We start from the raw sequence: 16,489 nt of genomic DNA, 5'->3' as shown, positions 1-16,489 counted from the left end.
GGCTGTTATACCGCCCTTTTCCTTACCATCGCCCGAATCCATAGAAATGGCTCTGCCAGTATGGAGAGTTGATGGACGTGTACTGAACCGGATGCCCACAATGGATCATCTGACCATTGCCCACATAGATTCCAATATGCGTTACTGGTTCTCCTGCATCGTAGGTTCCGGTAAAGAAGATCAGATCTCCTGGCTGTGCATCTGACTGGGATACCGGCGTGCAAATGTCATACAATCCCTGTGCCGTTAATCTTCCTGTATTCCTTACACCCGAATGTGTCAGGCAGTAACTTACAAATCCGGAACAGTCAAATCCGCTAGGAGAGTATCCGCCCCACACATACGGTGTTCCAAGATATTTTGCAGCCTCTTCCAGTAAACGTTGCGCTGCTTCGCTGGTATATTCATTACCGCCAAAGCCTGCCCCTTCTCCTGTTTCCAGATAAAAGATTGGGTTTAAACGCTCTCCATTTTTCAGAAGCTCAATATGAAGATGGCTTCCTGTAGAATTTCCGGTATTTCCTACAAGACCTATCTCATCACCTTTCGTGACGGATACACCTGCAGATACGCTCCGGCTGCTTAAATGTGCATACCGCAGTTCGTAGCCTTTACTGTCCTTGATTACAACATAATTGCCATAGCTGTCGTTATAAGCAGAAGTTGTAACTGTTCCGGTCAGCCCTGCCATTACTTTTGTCCCTTCCGGTGCTCCGATATCCATACCATTGTGTAACTGATTTGCTCCTGAAATTGGATGAATCCGATATCCATAATAGCTGGTCACACTGGAATACCAGTTAAAATCAACTGGTGTCGCAAACATCTGTAAATTACCCTTCGTATCGTTATAAGCACTGAACAGTTCTTTCTGGAAGAATCCCAACCTGTCCTGACAGATTGACATCAGGTTTCCACTGGTCAATGTTACATTCAGCGTGTCCACATCTCTGGTTCTGGTCACTTCGACTTCATTGCTTCCGTTATCATCCGCAAGATAACATTCCCAGGTCTGATGTCCATGTGCAGATGCTGCCGCATGACTGTCATAATAGACATCAAATTGTACACCGTATCTTGCGAAAGCTCCGGTATCTTCTACGGTATATTCAACACCATTCATAACTACCTTTGTTCCCATTGGAACAAACGGATTGGAAGCATCTACCGCTAAGGTATGATTGGCAGTTGGATATGCTCCACTGGCAGTCGGTCCTCCGCTCCAAATACCACAACAGATTGGACAGTTACAATATCCACTGGTCACAACCTGTCCCAAAGATTCTCCAACTCTTACTGTTGCTGTCTCCGTTACAGTCTCATTGACTGCCTCAGTAGTTAGATGATATTGCTCTGCAAACAAGGCATCCAGCTCCGGCTTGACCTGTTCAAAAGTAAATTCTTCGTACTTTGCAGACAGATAACTAATCAGGATAAACGGATCATGCTCAATAGGTCCGATGTTATATCGGTATTCCTCATGTCCCGGTTCTTCAGATTCCATATTGTTGATCCGCTCCTGCAGATTAGCTTCCAGCTGTGTGTAATACAGTTCCGCTTCCCGGATTGCCTGATCCGATGACAGATAACTGGTTCCGGTGTAAGTGATCACATTTTGCAAAAACACTGAAGAGCATGACGTGACATTCGTTATGATCAGAAACATCAATCCGATCAGAACTGCTACACTGATATACACCTTCCGGTTTTCTTTAAAGAAGTTGGTGACTTTGCCGCCAATCTTCTTGATATAATCAATCGTACCTTTTGCAGCTGTCCCTACTGTCTGTTCACTTCGCTTCGCTTTGGCATAATCCCGTTTGATCTGTTGCTTCTGAATCTGTTTTTTCAGTTTCTTCTGCTCCTGATGGGCTGCCGCCTGTGTCTGTTTCTCTTCCTGTCTTTCTAGTCTGCTTCTTTTTCTGGATGCCCTCTGTTTCCTGCGTCTGGCACTTCTCTGTTCCAGCCGGTAAACACCTTCGCCGCTTTCTTCTAACTTATGGACACCTTCTACCGCCGCATTATCGTCTTCATTTTTGCTGATCTCACGGTGCAATGCTGCGGAAGTTGCACTTCCTGCTTTCTTGACAACAGAAGTTTTTCCTGTTTTCACAGATTCCCCTTCGCCAAACTTCAAGCGGGATTTCTTCTTTCCAGGAGCTTCTCCATCATTTGCCTGATAAACCTGTGCTTTCTTGGAATGCTGCTTTGCTTCCTTCTTCTTTTTTGCTTCCTCATAAGAAAACTTTCTGGCTTTTTCCTTTTGTTTCTGATGGCGAAAATTGACTCCATCCGTATCCATCTGGTTCAATTTCTCCATATCTTTATCATTTTTCACAGAAGCACCAGTTTCCTCATAAGCAAACTTCAAACGCTGTTTTTGTTTCGGCTTTTTGCTGCCACCGGTCTGATTTCTCCGGCTGTCTCCTCTGTTTTCTGATAGATCCGCACGTTTTTCTTTCAGTCTCCCTGACTGTCCGGCTTCGGATTTTTCTGCAAGTCTGGAACCTTTTCCGGCTTCAGCACGGATTCTTTTTCTATTTTGCTGTTTTCTACTCTGTCCAAGATCCTCACTTTGCTTCTCTGCCCGTATCAGTTCCGGTGCATCTCTGGATTTTTGCACAGAGGGGCGAATATTTTTCCCACTCCGTTCAGACTGGCGGGGAGACTTATCCACAAGGTTTTCTTCTATTTCCCCCTGTTTCCTCCCCATCTGCACATCACTGGCACGGTTACTGACACGAACAGAAGATTTATCCGTCAGGTTTTCTTCCACCAGACCATCCTTGGTCATTTTCTGGACTTTCTTATCCCTGACTTTCATTCTCTGCTCTGCCACTACTTATTCCTCCTTCTTCGGATACCCTTTCCCTGCCTGTAATAAACAGAGAAAAGCGATGCCAAAAACAGCACCGCCACTAAAAGTTAATACATATGAAATTGCTCGTAACATTGTTTTCTCCTTTGATTTAACCTGCTTCGGAAGTCTCCTCCAAGCGGGTTGTCATGATTTTATAGAGGGAATTCTTCGGGAATCTGTCTACAAATGGGATAATGACATTGCCATAAAACAGAAGTCCTTCCCCCTCATTACTGTTGGTTACATAGGACAGCTGGGTTGGTGAAATATTCAGCTGTTTGGCAAGAATCTGCCTGTCTCCGGAAGCCTGGTTCAGCATATAAATAAAATCTGAATTTTCAAATATATTCTCGATTTCTCTGGAAGACAGCAAATCCTTGATATTCTGGGTGATTCCAGTCGGTATACCACCCCATTTACGAAATCTCTTCCAGATCTCCACACTATAGGCTGCGGTCTGTTCTTCCTTCAAAAGAAGATGGAACTCATCCACATAGTATCTGGTGGACTTATGGGCAGAACGGTTCATTGTTACCCTGTTCCAGACCTGATCCTGGATTACAAGCATCCCAATCTTTTTCAACTGTTTACCAAGTTCCTTGATATCAAAGCAGACAATGCGGTTATTGATATCCACGTTTGTCTGATGATTAAATACATTCAAAGAACCTGTAACATAGATTTCCAATGAAGTGGCCAGTCGCTGTGCTTCTGGCTCTTCCTGCTTTCTCAGAAGATTGTATAAGTCCTCCAGGATTGGCATCTTCTCCGGTACGGGATCGGCAAGATATTCCTGATATACCAACCGCACACAGCGGTCAATGATGGTCTTTTCTACCGGTTCCAGTCCATTCTTTCCTCCAACAATCAGCTCACACAAAGACAGAATAAAATCTGCTTTCAGTGACAGTGGATTATCTTCCTCGGAATAGTTCAGGTTCAGATCCATTGGATTGATATACTGGTCAGATACCGGAGAAACACGTACCACCTGCCCATGCAGTGCTTGCACAAGTGCTGAATATTCAGCTTCTGGATCACAGACAATGATATCGTCTTCCGTAATCAGGAAGCAGTTTGTAATCTCTCTCTTTGCTGAGAAGGACTTGCCGGAACCTGGTGTGCCGAGAATCAGTCCATTCGGGTTCTTCAGACGCTTCCGGTCAACCATGATCATGTTATTGGATAATGCATTCAATCCATAATAAAGAGCTTCCCCTTCCTGAAACAGTTCCTGTGTCGTAAATGGCACAAAGATTGCTGTTGATGATGTGGTAAGCCCTCTCTGAATTTCAATTCGATTGACTCCAAGCGGAATACAGGACATAAGTGCTGCCTCCTGCTGATAATCCAACTGTTTTAAAGAACAGTTATATTTCTGTGCGATTCCCTGCACCTGGAAAATATTGTTATCCAGCTTCTGGCGCTTCTTAGCGGTATTCATTACCAGAACCGTCACAAGGAACATTCTCTCATTTCTGGACTGCAGATCTTCCAACAGGTTCTTCGCCTCTTCTCCATAAGTCACAAGGTCTGACGGAAGCACGTCCATATCATAACCGGAACGTACCGCCCGTTTCTGCTCTTCAATCTTCATCTTATCCAGATCTGAAATCTTGCTCTTGATCATTTTGATTGCTGAACTCTGATCAATGGACTGGATATGAATGTTGACATTGATGCTGTCATCCACATCCAGGAAATCTGCAAGCATCCGGTCTGTCAGCTCCGGTGCAAGAATCTGCAGATAACTCACGCTTCCCATCGTTCTTCCCATCAAAAATGTCTGATTCTTGGAAAAGTTAAAGGAAGTCGGTGCAATAAAATCTTTGGTCTTTAATCCGGTTTCCGGAAGCATCTTATACTGGAACTTAAATGGTTCAATCCGATCCTGGTTGAACACATGATACAGAATCTCCAGCCTTTCCAGACCATTCAAAGAATGTGCCTGTGCTCCCAGAACCTTAAAGTTATTTAAGATATCTGTTTCGATTCTTTCAAGCCTTGGTCTTGCCACTTTCAGGCTTTCTGCTTCGATTCCAAAAGTGATATACTTTGTCTTTACCAGACCATTATTTCCTTTGGAAAGCTGATTTTTCAGCATAGTACGGTACTCTTCACGAATGGCATTGAAGTCATCGTTCTGATCTGGAATATCAATACTTTTCTCGAATTCTGCCACATCCACCTGCTGATTGATAAAGGACAGCTGCACACTGATGGAAGAATCAAAGTAATTTAAAAAATCACAGTAATTTTCAAATATCGTGGTCTTATCCTCGTTTAAAGCAAGCTGATAATTGATGTCATAAAACTGAATTGTCTTAGAGAAAAAGGTCTTTGTCACCTGGCAGATACCATCCTGCAGCATCCGAATATACGGAATACTCTGCTGTGCAGTTGTAGGAATATTTTTCTGTTTCCTGCGATCCCGTTCCTGTTTCTTCTTACGCTTTTCCTGTTCTCTTTCTTTTCTGCTTTTTTTGTTTCTTCTTTCCTGACGGTTTCTTTTTTCCGCCAGGGACAGACGCTCCTGCTGAGCCTCCTGCTTTGTCTTTTTTGCCATCCGGCACACCCTCCTTTTTTACAAGGGTGGCAATCTCCTGATAAAAATTTTCTGTCTTATATGGTCTTACTGCCGGACAGATAAACTTCTGTCGAATGATATTTGCCACCACTTTTTCAAAGGGAAGTCCATCCTTTTCATACATTGCCATGAAGAAAAACGGAAGCATGATCGTTACCATCAGGATGGCTGCGATACTGGAACCGATTGGTTTTCTCATGAACAGATAAAACGGAATTCCCACAACTGCGGCAAGTGAAAAGAAAATCAGCTGCCGCTTTGTCAGATTTAACGCTACTTTTGTTTTGACCTTGGTAAGGTCTTTTGGTACTGGTACATACGCCATGTATGCTCTCCCTTCCTGCCCGTTAGTGGGCATTGAATATTGATTTGCTAAGGCTTCCGGTCTTGAATAATGAAAATGCAAGAATCACGGTATAAGCCGCTACTGAAAACATTGCTGCATGAAGGTCACTGGATATGGTCATTGCATTTACTAAAACTGCATAAATTCCCACACAGACCATCATGAAGAATCCCTGAAATGCCAGTGCGAACAAGCCTTTTAAATAGTTGTTTCCGATATTGCCCCATTCCTTATTGGTCATGGTGGCAAACGGAATTGGTGCTATGGAAGTGTAAAGGTAAATCTCTATCATCCTGCCATACAAGATTACCGTAATGATAATTGACAGAATGTGCATGGTAACACTGATCAACAGCGTTTCCATGGATAGCAGGAACAAATCCCCCAGTTCCATATCTTCCAGTGCATCCACAATCCTTGTGATTGCTTCCGATGCGTCCACTGCTGTGTTTCCGGAAATTACTCCGGCGGCATTGTTGACCACATGCTGGCCAACGTCAAAGACCGCCATCGTGATATTGAACGTATTTGTCACCAGATAAATGGCTACATACGCTTTGAAGATCCAGAGGAAAATATTGTAAGTCTCAAATTCATGGAAATTGTTTTTCTGTGTTACCATCGTGATCAATTCATAGCACAGGACAAAGGTGATGATCAGTCCCGCAATGGGGACAATCACTGTTTGGGATAAATTCTGAATCAGATTAAAAATCCCTGCATTCCATCCCTGCGGTGTCTGTCCCACCTGCCCGGCTATGGTTCCCACCTGTTCATTGACAGACGTGAACATGTTATCCAAACTTGACTTGATAAGCCCGATCAGGATATCCTTTATCGCTTCCGTAATTCTCTCAATGATGGTGTTCATCTACTACTCCTCTTAAGAGAACAATGTTGCCAGCTGTGGAATCAGGGTAGTTCCCAGCAGCATGATTCCGGCACCAGCCATCAGCTGTTTGATGCCCTGGCTCTTAGCGCCGGGATTGTCATTTCCATAACCTTCCAGAAGGTTTACGACACCCCACACGCCAAGACCTGCACCGATTGCGACTACAAGAGTTTTTAAAGTTGTAATTGCACTGCTAAAAAACGCCATATACATTCACCAAAACTGACTTTTTTCAGGTGTTTACGGGAACGAAAAAACACCGACTAAAAAGCCGGCGCACCTAATGTCAGTTATTCCTTTCCTCATTATTTTTCGTTCATTCCCAAGGTTACTCCGACAGTTCTACATGAATTACTTCCACCTCTTCTTCAGATTTCGGTGTGTACTGCGGATTTAACTCTTTCTCAACTTTGTATCGGTTCTTCTCGTTTCCATCTGCAAGAAGCCGATAGTTTTTGTGTTTCGTGATATCATATTTGTCCGAGAAAAATGGTCTGGCACCACGGATCTGCAGGATACATTTTCCTCCATCCATGACTGCAATCTCATCTTCTGTCATCAGCTGTTTGCCTGTTTTCTGGTAATTCAATCCAAAAGACTTCTGATTACTCCTCGTCTCCGAAGTGTTATACAGGTCAATGGTTTCCTTACCCAGAAGCTCACTCATTTCCTTTAATGTGGTCTTCTCTTTCCCACCAAGGAATAAAGTCGTATCACAGTTGCCCAGAATGGTATCTGCACTATCCTTATACATTGCCTTTAACTGACTCTGTGACTGCAAAATAATAGAAGCAGAGATTTCCCTGCTTCGGATGGTTGCGATCAGCTTGTCAAACTGAGGAATTTGTCCGATGTTGGCAAACTCGTCAGCGATGACACGCACATGCACCGGAAGTCTTCCACCATATTCATCATCTGCCTTATCGCAAAGCAGATTGAAAAGCTGTGACTGTAACATGGCAATCACAAAGTTAAAGGTTGTATCTGTATCGGACATAATCAGAAACAAGGCTGTCTTCCTGTCTCCGATCTTATCCAGTTCCATTTCATCATAAGACATGATCTCACGGAGTTCTGCGATATCAAATGGGGCAAGTCTGGCACCACAGGAAATCAAAATCGACTTCGCCGTTTTGCCGGCGGCCATTTTGTATTTTTTATACTGTCTGACCGCAAAGTGCTGCGGATCTCTTTCTTCCAGTTCCTGGAACATCATATCCACTGGATTCTGGTAAGTTTCATCCTCTTCACGGGTTTCGCTTTCATTCAAAAGATCCAGAAGAGTATTCAGATTCTTTTCCTCTTCATCACCTTCATACCAGATAAAAGCAATCAGTGCTGTATACAGCAATTTCTCTGCTTTCACCCAAAAATCTTCGGAAGCTTTTTCCCCTTCGCCTTTGGTATTTACAATGATTGTTGTCACTAGCTTCAGGATATCTTTTTCAGACCGTATATAAGCAAATGGATTGTAATGAAGGGATTTAGAAAAGTTGATCGTATTCAAAACCTTAATCACATAAGGCTCATATACCACTTTCCCGGATTTATCTTTGATGACATTTCCATCTTTACCCCTCTTCGGCGGTCCCTTTGCTAACATCTTCCCGCACTCTTCGATCAGAGTGCCTTTGGGATCTGTAATGACCATGGAACAGTTCATCTGCATGACCGATGGTTTTACGAAAAAACGTGTCTTACCGGAACCACTGCCGCCGATAACTACAATATTTTTATTTCTTGCATATTTCGGTTGTTTTGGTCGGCTTTCCATTGTCAACGCTTCTGTTGCTGTCAATGGAATGTTCATCCATGGATCTTTCGACATATAAGGTTTGATATCCTCAGCGTTTCCCCATCTGGCTGAACCATACTCGATTCCTTTCCGGAGTTTCTTTGCATCTGACTGTTTCTGCCAAACCAATAGTTTCAAAATAACTGCGACAGTAACTCCAACCAATAGGTCTCTCAGGTCAAAACTTAGCAGAATCCCTGTAAAGATCCGATCTGCATGTTCCATCGCATATAACAGTTTGTTCCCCATATCTTCTCCGAGACTGCTCCTGTATAAGCAGGATGCCCGGTCCGCATAAAAAGCGGTCAGAACATAGGGAAGATTTGTAAGAACCAGTTTCTTTTTATCCAGGGCGGACAGCCTGACCCCAGCCTTATTCTTCCACTTCTGCATCAGCTTATTGCTGTGTTGTTTCTTCATCGGCTCTGCTCCTGATGCCGGTTCTTTACTTTGTCCTTCGTCTTCTTTGGCATCATTGCCCGGTAAGCTGCAAGACGCTTATGAATGGAAGGTTTATTCGCTTTTTGAATCTGTTTCTGGGAAAACTCACGGAAAGCAGCATTGAGGGCGTCCTGATCACGTCCCTTGAAAAATACCAGATAAACCGGAGGCTCTTTGCTCTTGTCTTTTTTCAGAGCATAATTGATCCCGTATTTTCTGGCATAGCGTTCAAAGGACTTGATATTCTTATTTGTGATCTCGATATTGACCATCCCGGCATTCTGTTTTGCCAGCTCTTTTACCGTGACCTTTCCCTGTTTCGGCTGATTCTTCTTCGCTTTCTTCTCTACCGATTTCTGCTTCTGATGACGCAGATAAGCAGCAAGAACCTTTTTCAATAGATCTGCTGTTACTTTGGTAGTCCGAATGCAGAACGTGACCGTTTTCTGAGTTACCTCTTCCTGCATGACTTTTCCCTCCTTTCAGTGATTCAACTGCTGTCCAGATCTGTAATCATGGCAATCACCCCCTTTAATGAAAAAAGACAGATTAACCGGTAATCAGGTTCTGCACCTGTACGAGTTTTTCTGTCCCTTCTTCTTTTCTCTTATCTTCTCCACCACAATAGATGGGAACACACATTTCAAGTATTCTGCTATAAATACGCTGATGGGCAGTATCTAAATCTGTGGATTTCATTTCATTCAGTCCCAGATTCGTTGTTACGATCAGCGGAAGCATTTTACAATAGCGGCTGTCTATCACATTATAGACCTGCTCCAAAGCAAACTCGGAATTTCGTTCTATTCCCAAGTCATCAATAATCAGCAGCGGATAATCCACAAGATTTTGTATAATCAGGTTCTTATCTGCCTGATAGCTAGTCATTTCATTTAGGATCCTGGAAAAATTTGTCATCATGACACGTTCTCCCTGTTCCAAAAGTGCATTTGCAATACAGCCTGCAAAGAAACTTTTCCCGGTTCCAACAGGTCCCATCAAAAGCAATCCTACATTTTTTCTCTTCATATCTGTCCAGTTTTCTACATACTGCCTGGCAATTAGTATCTTCTGGTTGCTTCCGTTGTCATTTTCAAATTTCCATTCCCAGAATCTTCTTTCCCGAAGTCCGACGGATTTTCTCTGATAAAGCTGCCGCTGTGCTTCTTCCCACTGCATCTTCTCATCTAGTTCCTGCCTGGCTTTTGCCTCGCATTCGCACAAACAGGACACTACATGCTCAAATCCCATCAGACTGACTTTCATCTGTTTTCTTTTTCCACAGATGCCACAATGGAGACATCCCTCTTCGTCCAGATAATCTGCTGCTACTTTGTTTTCCATCACAGGCTTTCTCCTTCCTGAAATTCATATTTATCCATTCCTATCCTGGTTCCATCCCTTTCTGCCCAAAGACAGATTGTTGCAAAATGGTTCTGATATTCTTTTCCACTGGATTTCATATAAACAGAAAGATGATCAATCCGTTTCTGGTAATCCCATGGAAATAGCGTCATCAGCTCCTGCAGTTCAGCTTCCGACATAACAACATTTTTAAATCTACCATACTGACTGAATTTTTCTTCCAAAGCGGGAGTATTGCCCTTACTCTTATCAGTATGATTCTTTTCAGTCTTATTTATCTTAGTATTACTTCCATCCAGATTCTTGCAGTCCGGACTTCTATTTTTTTGCGTTCCGGACTTCCAGTTTCTTGCAATCCGGATTTCCAATTCCTTGCAGTCTGGATTTCCAGTTTCTGGCGTTCCAGAAGCAAAGTATCTTACGGGCTTTCCTCTGATCCGTTTCACAAAATTTTTCACGTATATGACAGAAGGACGATTATTTCCCTGCCGGTATCGTTCAATCAATCCAATCCCATGCACACTGTCAAGCTCATAAAGAAGCTTTGTCACTGTCGTATGTGACATTCGCAACAGCTCCTGTAATTCTGCGATCGTATAAATGATATAGACATAACCATCACTGTCGATCCAGCCATTTTTCTTGGATAGGCTGATTCGATCAAGCAGAATTCCGTAAAGGAGCTTTGCGTCTGTGGACAGGCTTGCAAATTCTTTTTCTGTGAACAGAGCTTTGGGTATCCGAAAAAAAGAAAACTGGTCAGATTCTTCTGCTCTGAAGTATTCAAAATCTGCCATAATTTATTTCCTATTCTTCCTCATTATTAAAATCACACCCTGCTGCACTGCCTGTTCCATGACACATCTCATTAAACACAAAGTTGAAGCACATCATTAACTCACTCAGATAATAATTCCTTGCTTCTTTGTTGCAGGCATACATATCCTCAATATAAACCTCCTCGTTTCCATTCATTCGTGCGATCGTTTCCAGAACTTTCATAAACTTCTTATTAGAGCAGCACTCATACTGTTCATTTACATATTTCTGAATTTCCAGCACACGTTCAGGCTTTCCTTCACAAACAGATAACACGCCAAATGCCAGATCCATCCCAAACTCATAGCCATTGGCTTCTACGGCATCAATATCAAGATTACCTTCTTCATCGTAATAGCCACGCTCTTCCATAGGAGTCAATGGTGTCTCATATCCATCCAGATATCCCATATCAGCAATTGTTCCCAAAATATCTCTGGATGCTGCCACCATCTTGTCCATGATAATTTCTCTTTCTTCCATCGGCATATTTGCCATAATTCTGTCTAATGTCATCATTGATTCTTCCTCCATCTCATTTTCATAAATATCATTGATATAAAAATGGTTCACCTTTCCATTGTTTTGAACAATACGCACCAGCTTTCCAATCTTAACAAGTTCCTGTACTGCCTGATCTACGCCATATCGAGTCGTATTCAGGTCTTTCTTCATTTCGCTTTTTGGATAGATAACAAACAGATCTCCGTTATGATCTACCCAGCCATTCTGCACCGCAAATTTCAAACGATCCAGAAATAAGCTGTATAAAATTTTTGCTGTATTTGACAGATTTTTGAATTCTTCCACCTGGAACAGCATCTTTGGCACCTGCAAACAATCTACCGGCATATACTCCATCTTACTCATTGATTATTTCCTCCTTCTGTTTGTACAGCACTTCGGCTGAATTAATATTGATTTCCAGCATCCCTACAAATACCTGATAGTACAGCAGGCATATCTGTTCATCCTCTCTTGCCAGATACAATCCTTCCAGTTCATCGGACGGATGTTTCATTCCATATACCGCCTGACAGATATCATGGATTTTCTCACATTCCACACTTCTAAGATGCATCTCCAAGGTGTGGTTAAATCTCTGCCAGTCCTCCAGTTTCTGATTTACTGACATCATGCACTGGAACAGTTCCGCTGCTTCACATGCTGCTGACAGCACTACATTTTTGTTATTGATACTTCCATCGGCATTTTTCATATGCCCTACCATATACGCCTGATCTACTGAAACCATCTTTTATCCTCCTCTATCTAAACGGCATTTCCTCTTCCATGCCCTCTGGGATCTCTAAGAACCCTTCCGCATCTTCTGGAAACGGTGGTCTGTCAACCATTTTTGCACCTGAAAATTCAATCCGGTTTGCATACACTTCAGTGGTATAGATCTTTTTCCCGGTATCCTTATCTTCATAATTACCTGTGACAATCTCGCCTTCCACCATGACCTTTGTTCCCTGCATCAGATAATCTCTGGCAAATTCTGCTTTCTTTGCAAAAGCCTTTACCGGAATAAAACTGACTTCATCGGAATAATTTCTTCTGACTGCCAGAACAAACTTGGCAATCTTATGAAGTCCTTTTTCATTCTCCACTTCGTTGTATCCAGGATTTCTTACCAATCGCCCGGAAATAACTGTTGTATTCATTGGCTTAACCCTCCTATTCTTTCATTGATTTGTAACAGATACCGATACATGGTCCACATTTTCCATAGGCACATCCGTAACATTCATCTTTTTCCAACTCTTCCTGCTTCATTTCATCGGCAAACATTCCTAACAGCGTTGTGTAAATCTTTTTCATTGCCTGGAACTTCTCTTCTGCTTTTTTCATCTTCTCTTTGTAAAATGGAATCAGTCCACGAAGAACTGGATGGAAACGTTCATTTTCATCATCCCAGGCACAGGTTTTCATCATACAGCGTGGCTGTTTCTCATAATTGCCCAGATAATACGGGCAGAACGTACAACCTCTTTCTTTAACAATTTCCACCGGAATCACTGGCATCTGACTTTTGATTTCCTTTGTTACATGCTTACTTTCAATTCGCTCTCTCATCTTAAAAATCCTCCAAGTATATATATTTGCAAAAGGGATTTCCCCTGAATTGCCTGATTTTGGGTACAAAAAAAGAGGCAAGCTTACGATTTTATTTTCGCAAGCCTGCCTCTTATCAAATATTCAATTATTTTCCGATGATATATCGTAAGAAAACGTATACCGCACGGATTACATACACTGGAATCATGATACTTCCGATCAAAGCTCCAATGATGACACTTAATGCAGCCATCCCAAGTGTTGCTGTTATATCCATTCCTTTTGGAATCAGGATCAGCCGCATTTTATGTATTCCAAATGGAAGTCCGGAAAGAAATATCCACCAGAATAAGTCTGTCTGTCCACTGATTTTCATGATGGTGGATACCATCCAGAACCAGAATAGCATAAATGCCAGTGGCAATATTGATTTTTTAATTACATCTTCTATCATCATCTTTTCATTCCTTCTGTCCAACTTCGCATATCATATTATTGTTTTTCTGCCCATGATGCCAGGAGCATAAATATCACTTCTTCCATCTGAGCTTTAGAATATGACTCAGGAAAATACTGTTTCAGCTTTTTCGCCGGAATCTGTACCTGTACTTTCTCAGTACTTTCATTCATACAGATCTGGTCAATCTCTGAATATGTCAACATCTGCTCTTTTGAAATCTGCTTCAATTCCTTTGCCTGCTTCATAGACGGTACCATATTGTGATTACTCATATACTGAAGCAATATCTGTTGTTCTTCACTTCTCAAATATGAAACTTCAACAGCTGTATTAAAGGGAAGCTTCTTCTCGTCTGCCAGTTCTAAAAGTTCTGCGATTAACTCTGTCAGATGAATATATCGAAGAATCTGTCTGGAACTATCTCCTGTATTCTGACTGACTTCTTCTGCCGCCAACTTCTTGCCAACTTGGCAAGAAGTTAAATCAGACCGTTTTCCCTGACGCTTTAACGCCTCATATTTCATTTTATAAGCGAATGCCTTTTCACTGATCAACAGCTCTTCTCGTTGAATGTTGGAATCTACCATGATCACCGTCGCTTCATCATCTGTAAGATCTTTGATGATAACAGGCATTTTCTCTAATCCCGCAAGTTCACATGCTCGTTTTCGCCTATGACCAGCTACCAGCTCATAACCACCGGACTCTCTCAATCGCACAATACCAGGAACCAACACGCCATATTGTGTAATGCTTTCTGATAATTCTTCCATTTTCTTATCATCTTTTACTTGAAACGGGTGATTTGGAAATGGATGAAGGCTTCCTATTTCTATCTCACAAATTCCATTGTTTGTTTCTTCGTTTGTTCCAAATAACGCATCAAGTGGCTGTAAGGAAATGGGAGTTGCTCTTTTTTTAGATGGCATCTTTCAACACCTCCTCCGTCACTCTCCGATAAGCTTCTGTAGCTTTGCCTTTCGGATCATAAGAGAAAATACTCTGTCCTTCTCTGACTGCTTCCTTCATTCTTACAGAAAATGGAATATAATTATCAAAGATATGAATTTGACTTCCATATACATTTCTGAGAAGTTCCATGTTATTTCTGGCATCATTCGTATGAGCATCGACCATCGTAAACAAAATACCTCCGACTTGCAGCTTCGGATTGATCTGCTTACGGACCTTACCGATTGTTTTTAACAACTGCTGCAATCCTTTGATTGGCAGGTAGGATGCTTCAACTGGAATGAGGACTTCATCTGATGCAGCCAGCGCATTAATCGTAATCATTCCCAATGATGGCATACAATCAATGATAACTACATCATATTGATCTTTGATACCATATAATATCTGTTTCAATACATATTCCCTGCTCATTGCATTTACCAACTGTACTTCCGTACCTGCCAGTCCAATGTTAGAACAGATAATGTCTATTCCCTCTGCCTGATGTCTGATATAACAGTCTGAAGGAATATCTTCATCTTTCATTACTGCATCCATAAGAGCTGTAAGTGTTTCATTACTATCATCACAATCACGATATCCAAATCCTGCGGATACATCAGACTGTGGATCGGCATCTACAATCAACACTTTCATATTCTTTTGTGCTAATCCTACTGCTAAATTAGCTGTACATGCGGATTTTCCCGTTCCCCCTTTTTGGTTTACAATAGAAATAATTCTAGCCATTTTTCATCACCTTTCATCGTCGTCAATCAAAAAGAGGACTGAATTAGACATCCGGAATCTATATTCCGTGCGAGCTAATTCAGTCCTATAATTACAATAATTCTGTTGTTTTTACTCTTGTCTTACACAAATCCATTTCCAGTCTGGATCTGTAATAATTCATAATCTGGAATGACAGCGCTGTTTTATTTTTCCCTTTTCAGGGAGTTAAAAATAAGGACTAAATTAGTGCAACCCCTTGTATTTACTGGAGTTTTCTAACTTGTCCTTATTATAACTCGACCATGAGGTGTGATTTTAGGTAATTCCTGTTTATATATTTTATTATACTTCTCACAAATATGCTGAAAATATTTCTCCCAATGCAGAGCAACCATAGGCATATCATTTTTATCTAAATACAGGAAACCGCTTTTACCGTCTATCATAGGTTCTGATTTTGGTTTTTTACGATTTTGAATAATCTTGCGAAAACACGCCTTTACATCATCAGTCATAGGCACAAGTCTTGTACCGCTGTCCGTCTTTGTGTCCTCTATAATATATTCCATATTACGCTTGCGTTGCAACTGATGATTGACATTGATAACACCTTTCTCTAAATCAATATCAGAAATCGTCAATCCAACAAATTCAGAAATACGAAGCCCCGTCTTAAATAGAATGTAAATTCCCTCATAATACTTACAAAAGTGTTTGTCCTGCTTTACAAATTCAAGAAACGCTCTCTCCTGCTTTCTTGTAATAGCTTCTCTTGTTACGCTGTCATTGACAACCACCGTTGCAAGCTGAAATTCAAAAGGGTTCTTTCGTATCAAATCATCATCAACAGCCATTTGAACCGTCCCCGCTAGCATAGACACCCAAAACGAAAGGATTCTATCCAGTTCTTAGTTTTTCTTGATTTTTCTCGTTTTTTTATCCGCTCAGGCTGGCAGGTAACTCTTTTCGGTCCCTGCTGTGCCCGTGTGGGTATTGGTTCCAAAACTGCTATGCTGTCTGCAAATCCGTCTCATGTTTCTGATAGTTGGTCCTATGTCAAGAAAAAGTACAAATTAAATGTAACCATTTTTTCTCTGTTCTGAGCAAATTTCAACTTGCTATTTTTACTGCATTCTCCTCGATGTTTTTAAGATATTGTTCCTCATATTCATTTGGA

Annotated in this window: 17 protein-coding genes and 1 pseudogene; all 18 read right to left on the bottom strand. The window is 41.7% G+C overall.

The features are described 5' to 3' along the window. Positions 1-22: 22 nt before the first annotated feature. Positions 23-2,824, bottom strand: a complete 2,802-nt coding sequence (locus AC27EF_RS07495) for a CD1108 family mobile element protein (RefSeq protein WP_118758673.1) — start codon at positions 2,822-2,824, stop codon at positions 23-25. An 18-nt stretch (positions 2,825-2,842) separates the two neighbouring features. Further along, entirely contained in the window at positions 2,843-2,953 is a 111-nt protein-coding gene (locus tag AC27EF_RS07490; protein ID WP_008688066.1) for a hypothetical protein, read from the bottom strand. A gap of 16 nt (positions 2,954-2,969) precedes the next feature. Next, positions 2,970-5,426 carry a VirB4-like conjugal transfer ATPase, CD1110 family gene (locus tag AC27EF_RS07485; protein ID WP_257465282.1) on the bottom strand — a complete coding sequence of 819 codons (2,457 nt, stop codon included), beginning with the start codon at positions 5,424-5,426 and terminating at the stop codon, positions 2,970-2,972. After that, the gene (locus tag AC27EF_RS07480) at positions 5,308-5,772 is read right to left on the bottom strand and encodes a PrgI family protein (RefSeq protein WP_257465281.1); all 465 of its coding nucleotides are present in this window, start codon (positions 5,770-5,772) and stop codon (positions 5,308-5,310) included. The genes AC27EF_RS07485 and AC27EF_RS07480 overlap by 119 nt, the downstream gene beginning before the upstream one ends. Before the next feature lie 22 nt (positions 5,773-5,794). Next, complete coding sequence (locus tag AC27EF_RS07475) at positions 5,795-6,664, bottom strand: VirB6/TrbL-like conjugal transfer protein, CD1112 family (RefSeq protein ID WP_257465280.1); 870 nt, start codon at positions 6,662-6,664, stop codon at positions 5,795-5,797. Between the two features lie 12 nt (positions 6,665-6,676). Then, entirely contained in the window at positions 6,677-6,892 is a 216-nt protein-coding gene (locus tag AC27EF_RS07470) for a Maff2 family mobile element protein (protein WP_017144663.1), read from the bottom strand. A 121-nt stretch (positions 6,893-7,013) separates the two neighbouring features. Continuing rightward, entirely contained in the window at positions 7,014-8,873 is a 1,860-nt protein-coding gene (locus AC27EF_RS07465; RefSeq protein ID WP_487110111.1) for a VirD4-like conjugal transfer protein, CD1115 family, read from the bottom strand. Positions 8,874-8,896: 23 nt separating this feature from the next. Next, positions 8,897-9,388 carry a PcfB family protein gene (locus AC27EF_RS07460; RefSeq protein ID WP_062808228.1) on the bottom strand — a complete coding sequence of 164 codons (492 nt, stop codon included), beginning with the start codon at positions 9,386-9,388 and terminating at the stop codon, positions 8,897-8,899. 82 nt (positions 9,389-9,470) lie between these two features. Next, positions 9,471-10,265, bottom strand: coding sequence for an ATP-binding protein (locus AC27EF_RS07455; protein ID WP_257465466.1), 795 nt, complete (start codon positions 10,263-10,265; stop codon positions 9,471-9,473). Continuing rightward, entirely contained in the window at positions 10,265-11,083 is an 819-nt protein-coding gene (locus tag AC27EF_RS07450) for a replication initiator protein A (RefSeq protein ID WP_257465465.1), read from the bottom strand. Before AC27EF_RS07450 ends, AC27EF_RS07455 begins: the two co-directional genes overlap by 1 nt. 10 nt (positions 11,084-11,093) lie before the next feature. Continuing rightward, positions 11,094-11,975, bottom strand: a complete 882-nt coding sequence (locus AC27EF_RS07445) for a replication initiator protein A (protein WP_257465464.1) — start codon at positions 11,973-11,975, stop codon at positions 11,094-11,096. Then, positions 11,968-12,360, bottom strand: a complete 393-nt coding sequence (locus tag AC27EF_RS07440) for a hypothetical protein (RefSeq protein ID WP_012744317.1) — start codon at positions 12,358-12,360, stop codon at positions 11,968-11,970. The genes AC27EF_RS07445 and AC27EF_RS07440 overlap by 8 nt, the downstream gene beginning before the upstream one ends. A 13-nt stretch (positions 12,361-12,373) precedes the next feature. After that, positions 12,374-12,772: a single-stranded DNA-binding protein gene (locus AC27EF_RS07435; RefSeq protein WP_487110025.1), complete on the bottom strand. Its 399-nt coding sequence runs from the start codon at positions 12,770-12,772 to the stop codon at positions 12,374-12,376. A gap of 13 nt (positions 12,773-12,785) precedes the next feature. Next, the gene (locus AC27EF_RS07430) at positions 12,786-13,184 is read right to left on the bottom strand and encodes a hypothetical protein (protein WP_257465463.1); all 399 of its coding nucleotides are present in this window, start codon (positions 13,182-13,184) and stop codon (positions 12,786-12,788) included. Positions 13,185-13,311: 127 nt separating this feature from the next. Beyond that, on the bottom strand, positions 13,312-13,623 hold the full coding sequence (locus AC27EF_RS07425; protein WP_257465462.1) for a DUF6050 family protein: 312 nt from the start codon (positions 13,621-13,623) through the stop codon (positions 13,312-13,314). A 35-nt stretch (positions 13,624-13,658) separates the two neighbouring features. Then, positions 13,659-14,555: a ParB/RepB/Spo0J family partition protein gene (locus AC27EF_RS07420; RefSeq protein ID WP_257465461.1), complete on the bottom strand. Its 897-nt coding sequence runs from the start codon at positions 14,553-14,555 to the stop codon at positions 13,659-13,661. Next, positions 14,545-15,330: a ParA family protein gene (locus AC27EF_RS07415; protein WP_257465460.1), complete on the bottom strand. Its 786-nt coding sequence runs from the start codon at positions 15,328-15,330 to the stop codon at positions 14,545-14,547. Before AC27EF_RS07415 ends, AC27EF_RS07420 begins: the two co-directional genes overlap by 11 nt. 284 nt (positions 15,331-15,614) lie before the next feature. Further along, positions 15,615-16,169, bottom strand: a pseudogene (locus AC27EF_RS07410) (site-specific integrase); the annotation flags it as partial. Positions 16,170-16,489: the final 320 nt, after the last annotated feature.

This window comes from Anaerostipes stercorihominis, assembly GCF_057535655.1.
The sequence above is the reverse complement of the archived record's forward strand: the minus strand, read 5'-3'. Positions and strand labels throughout refer to the sequence as shown.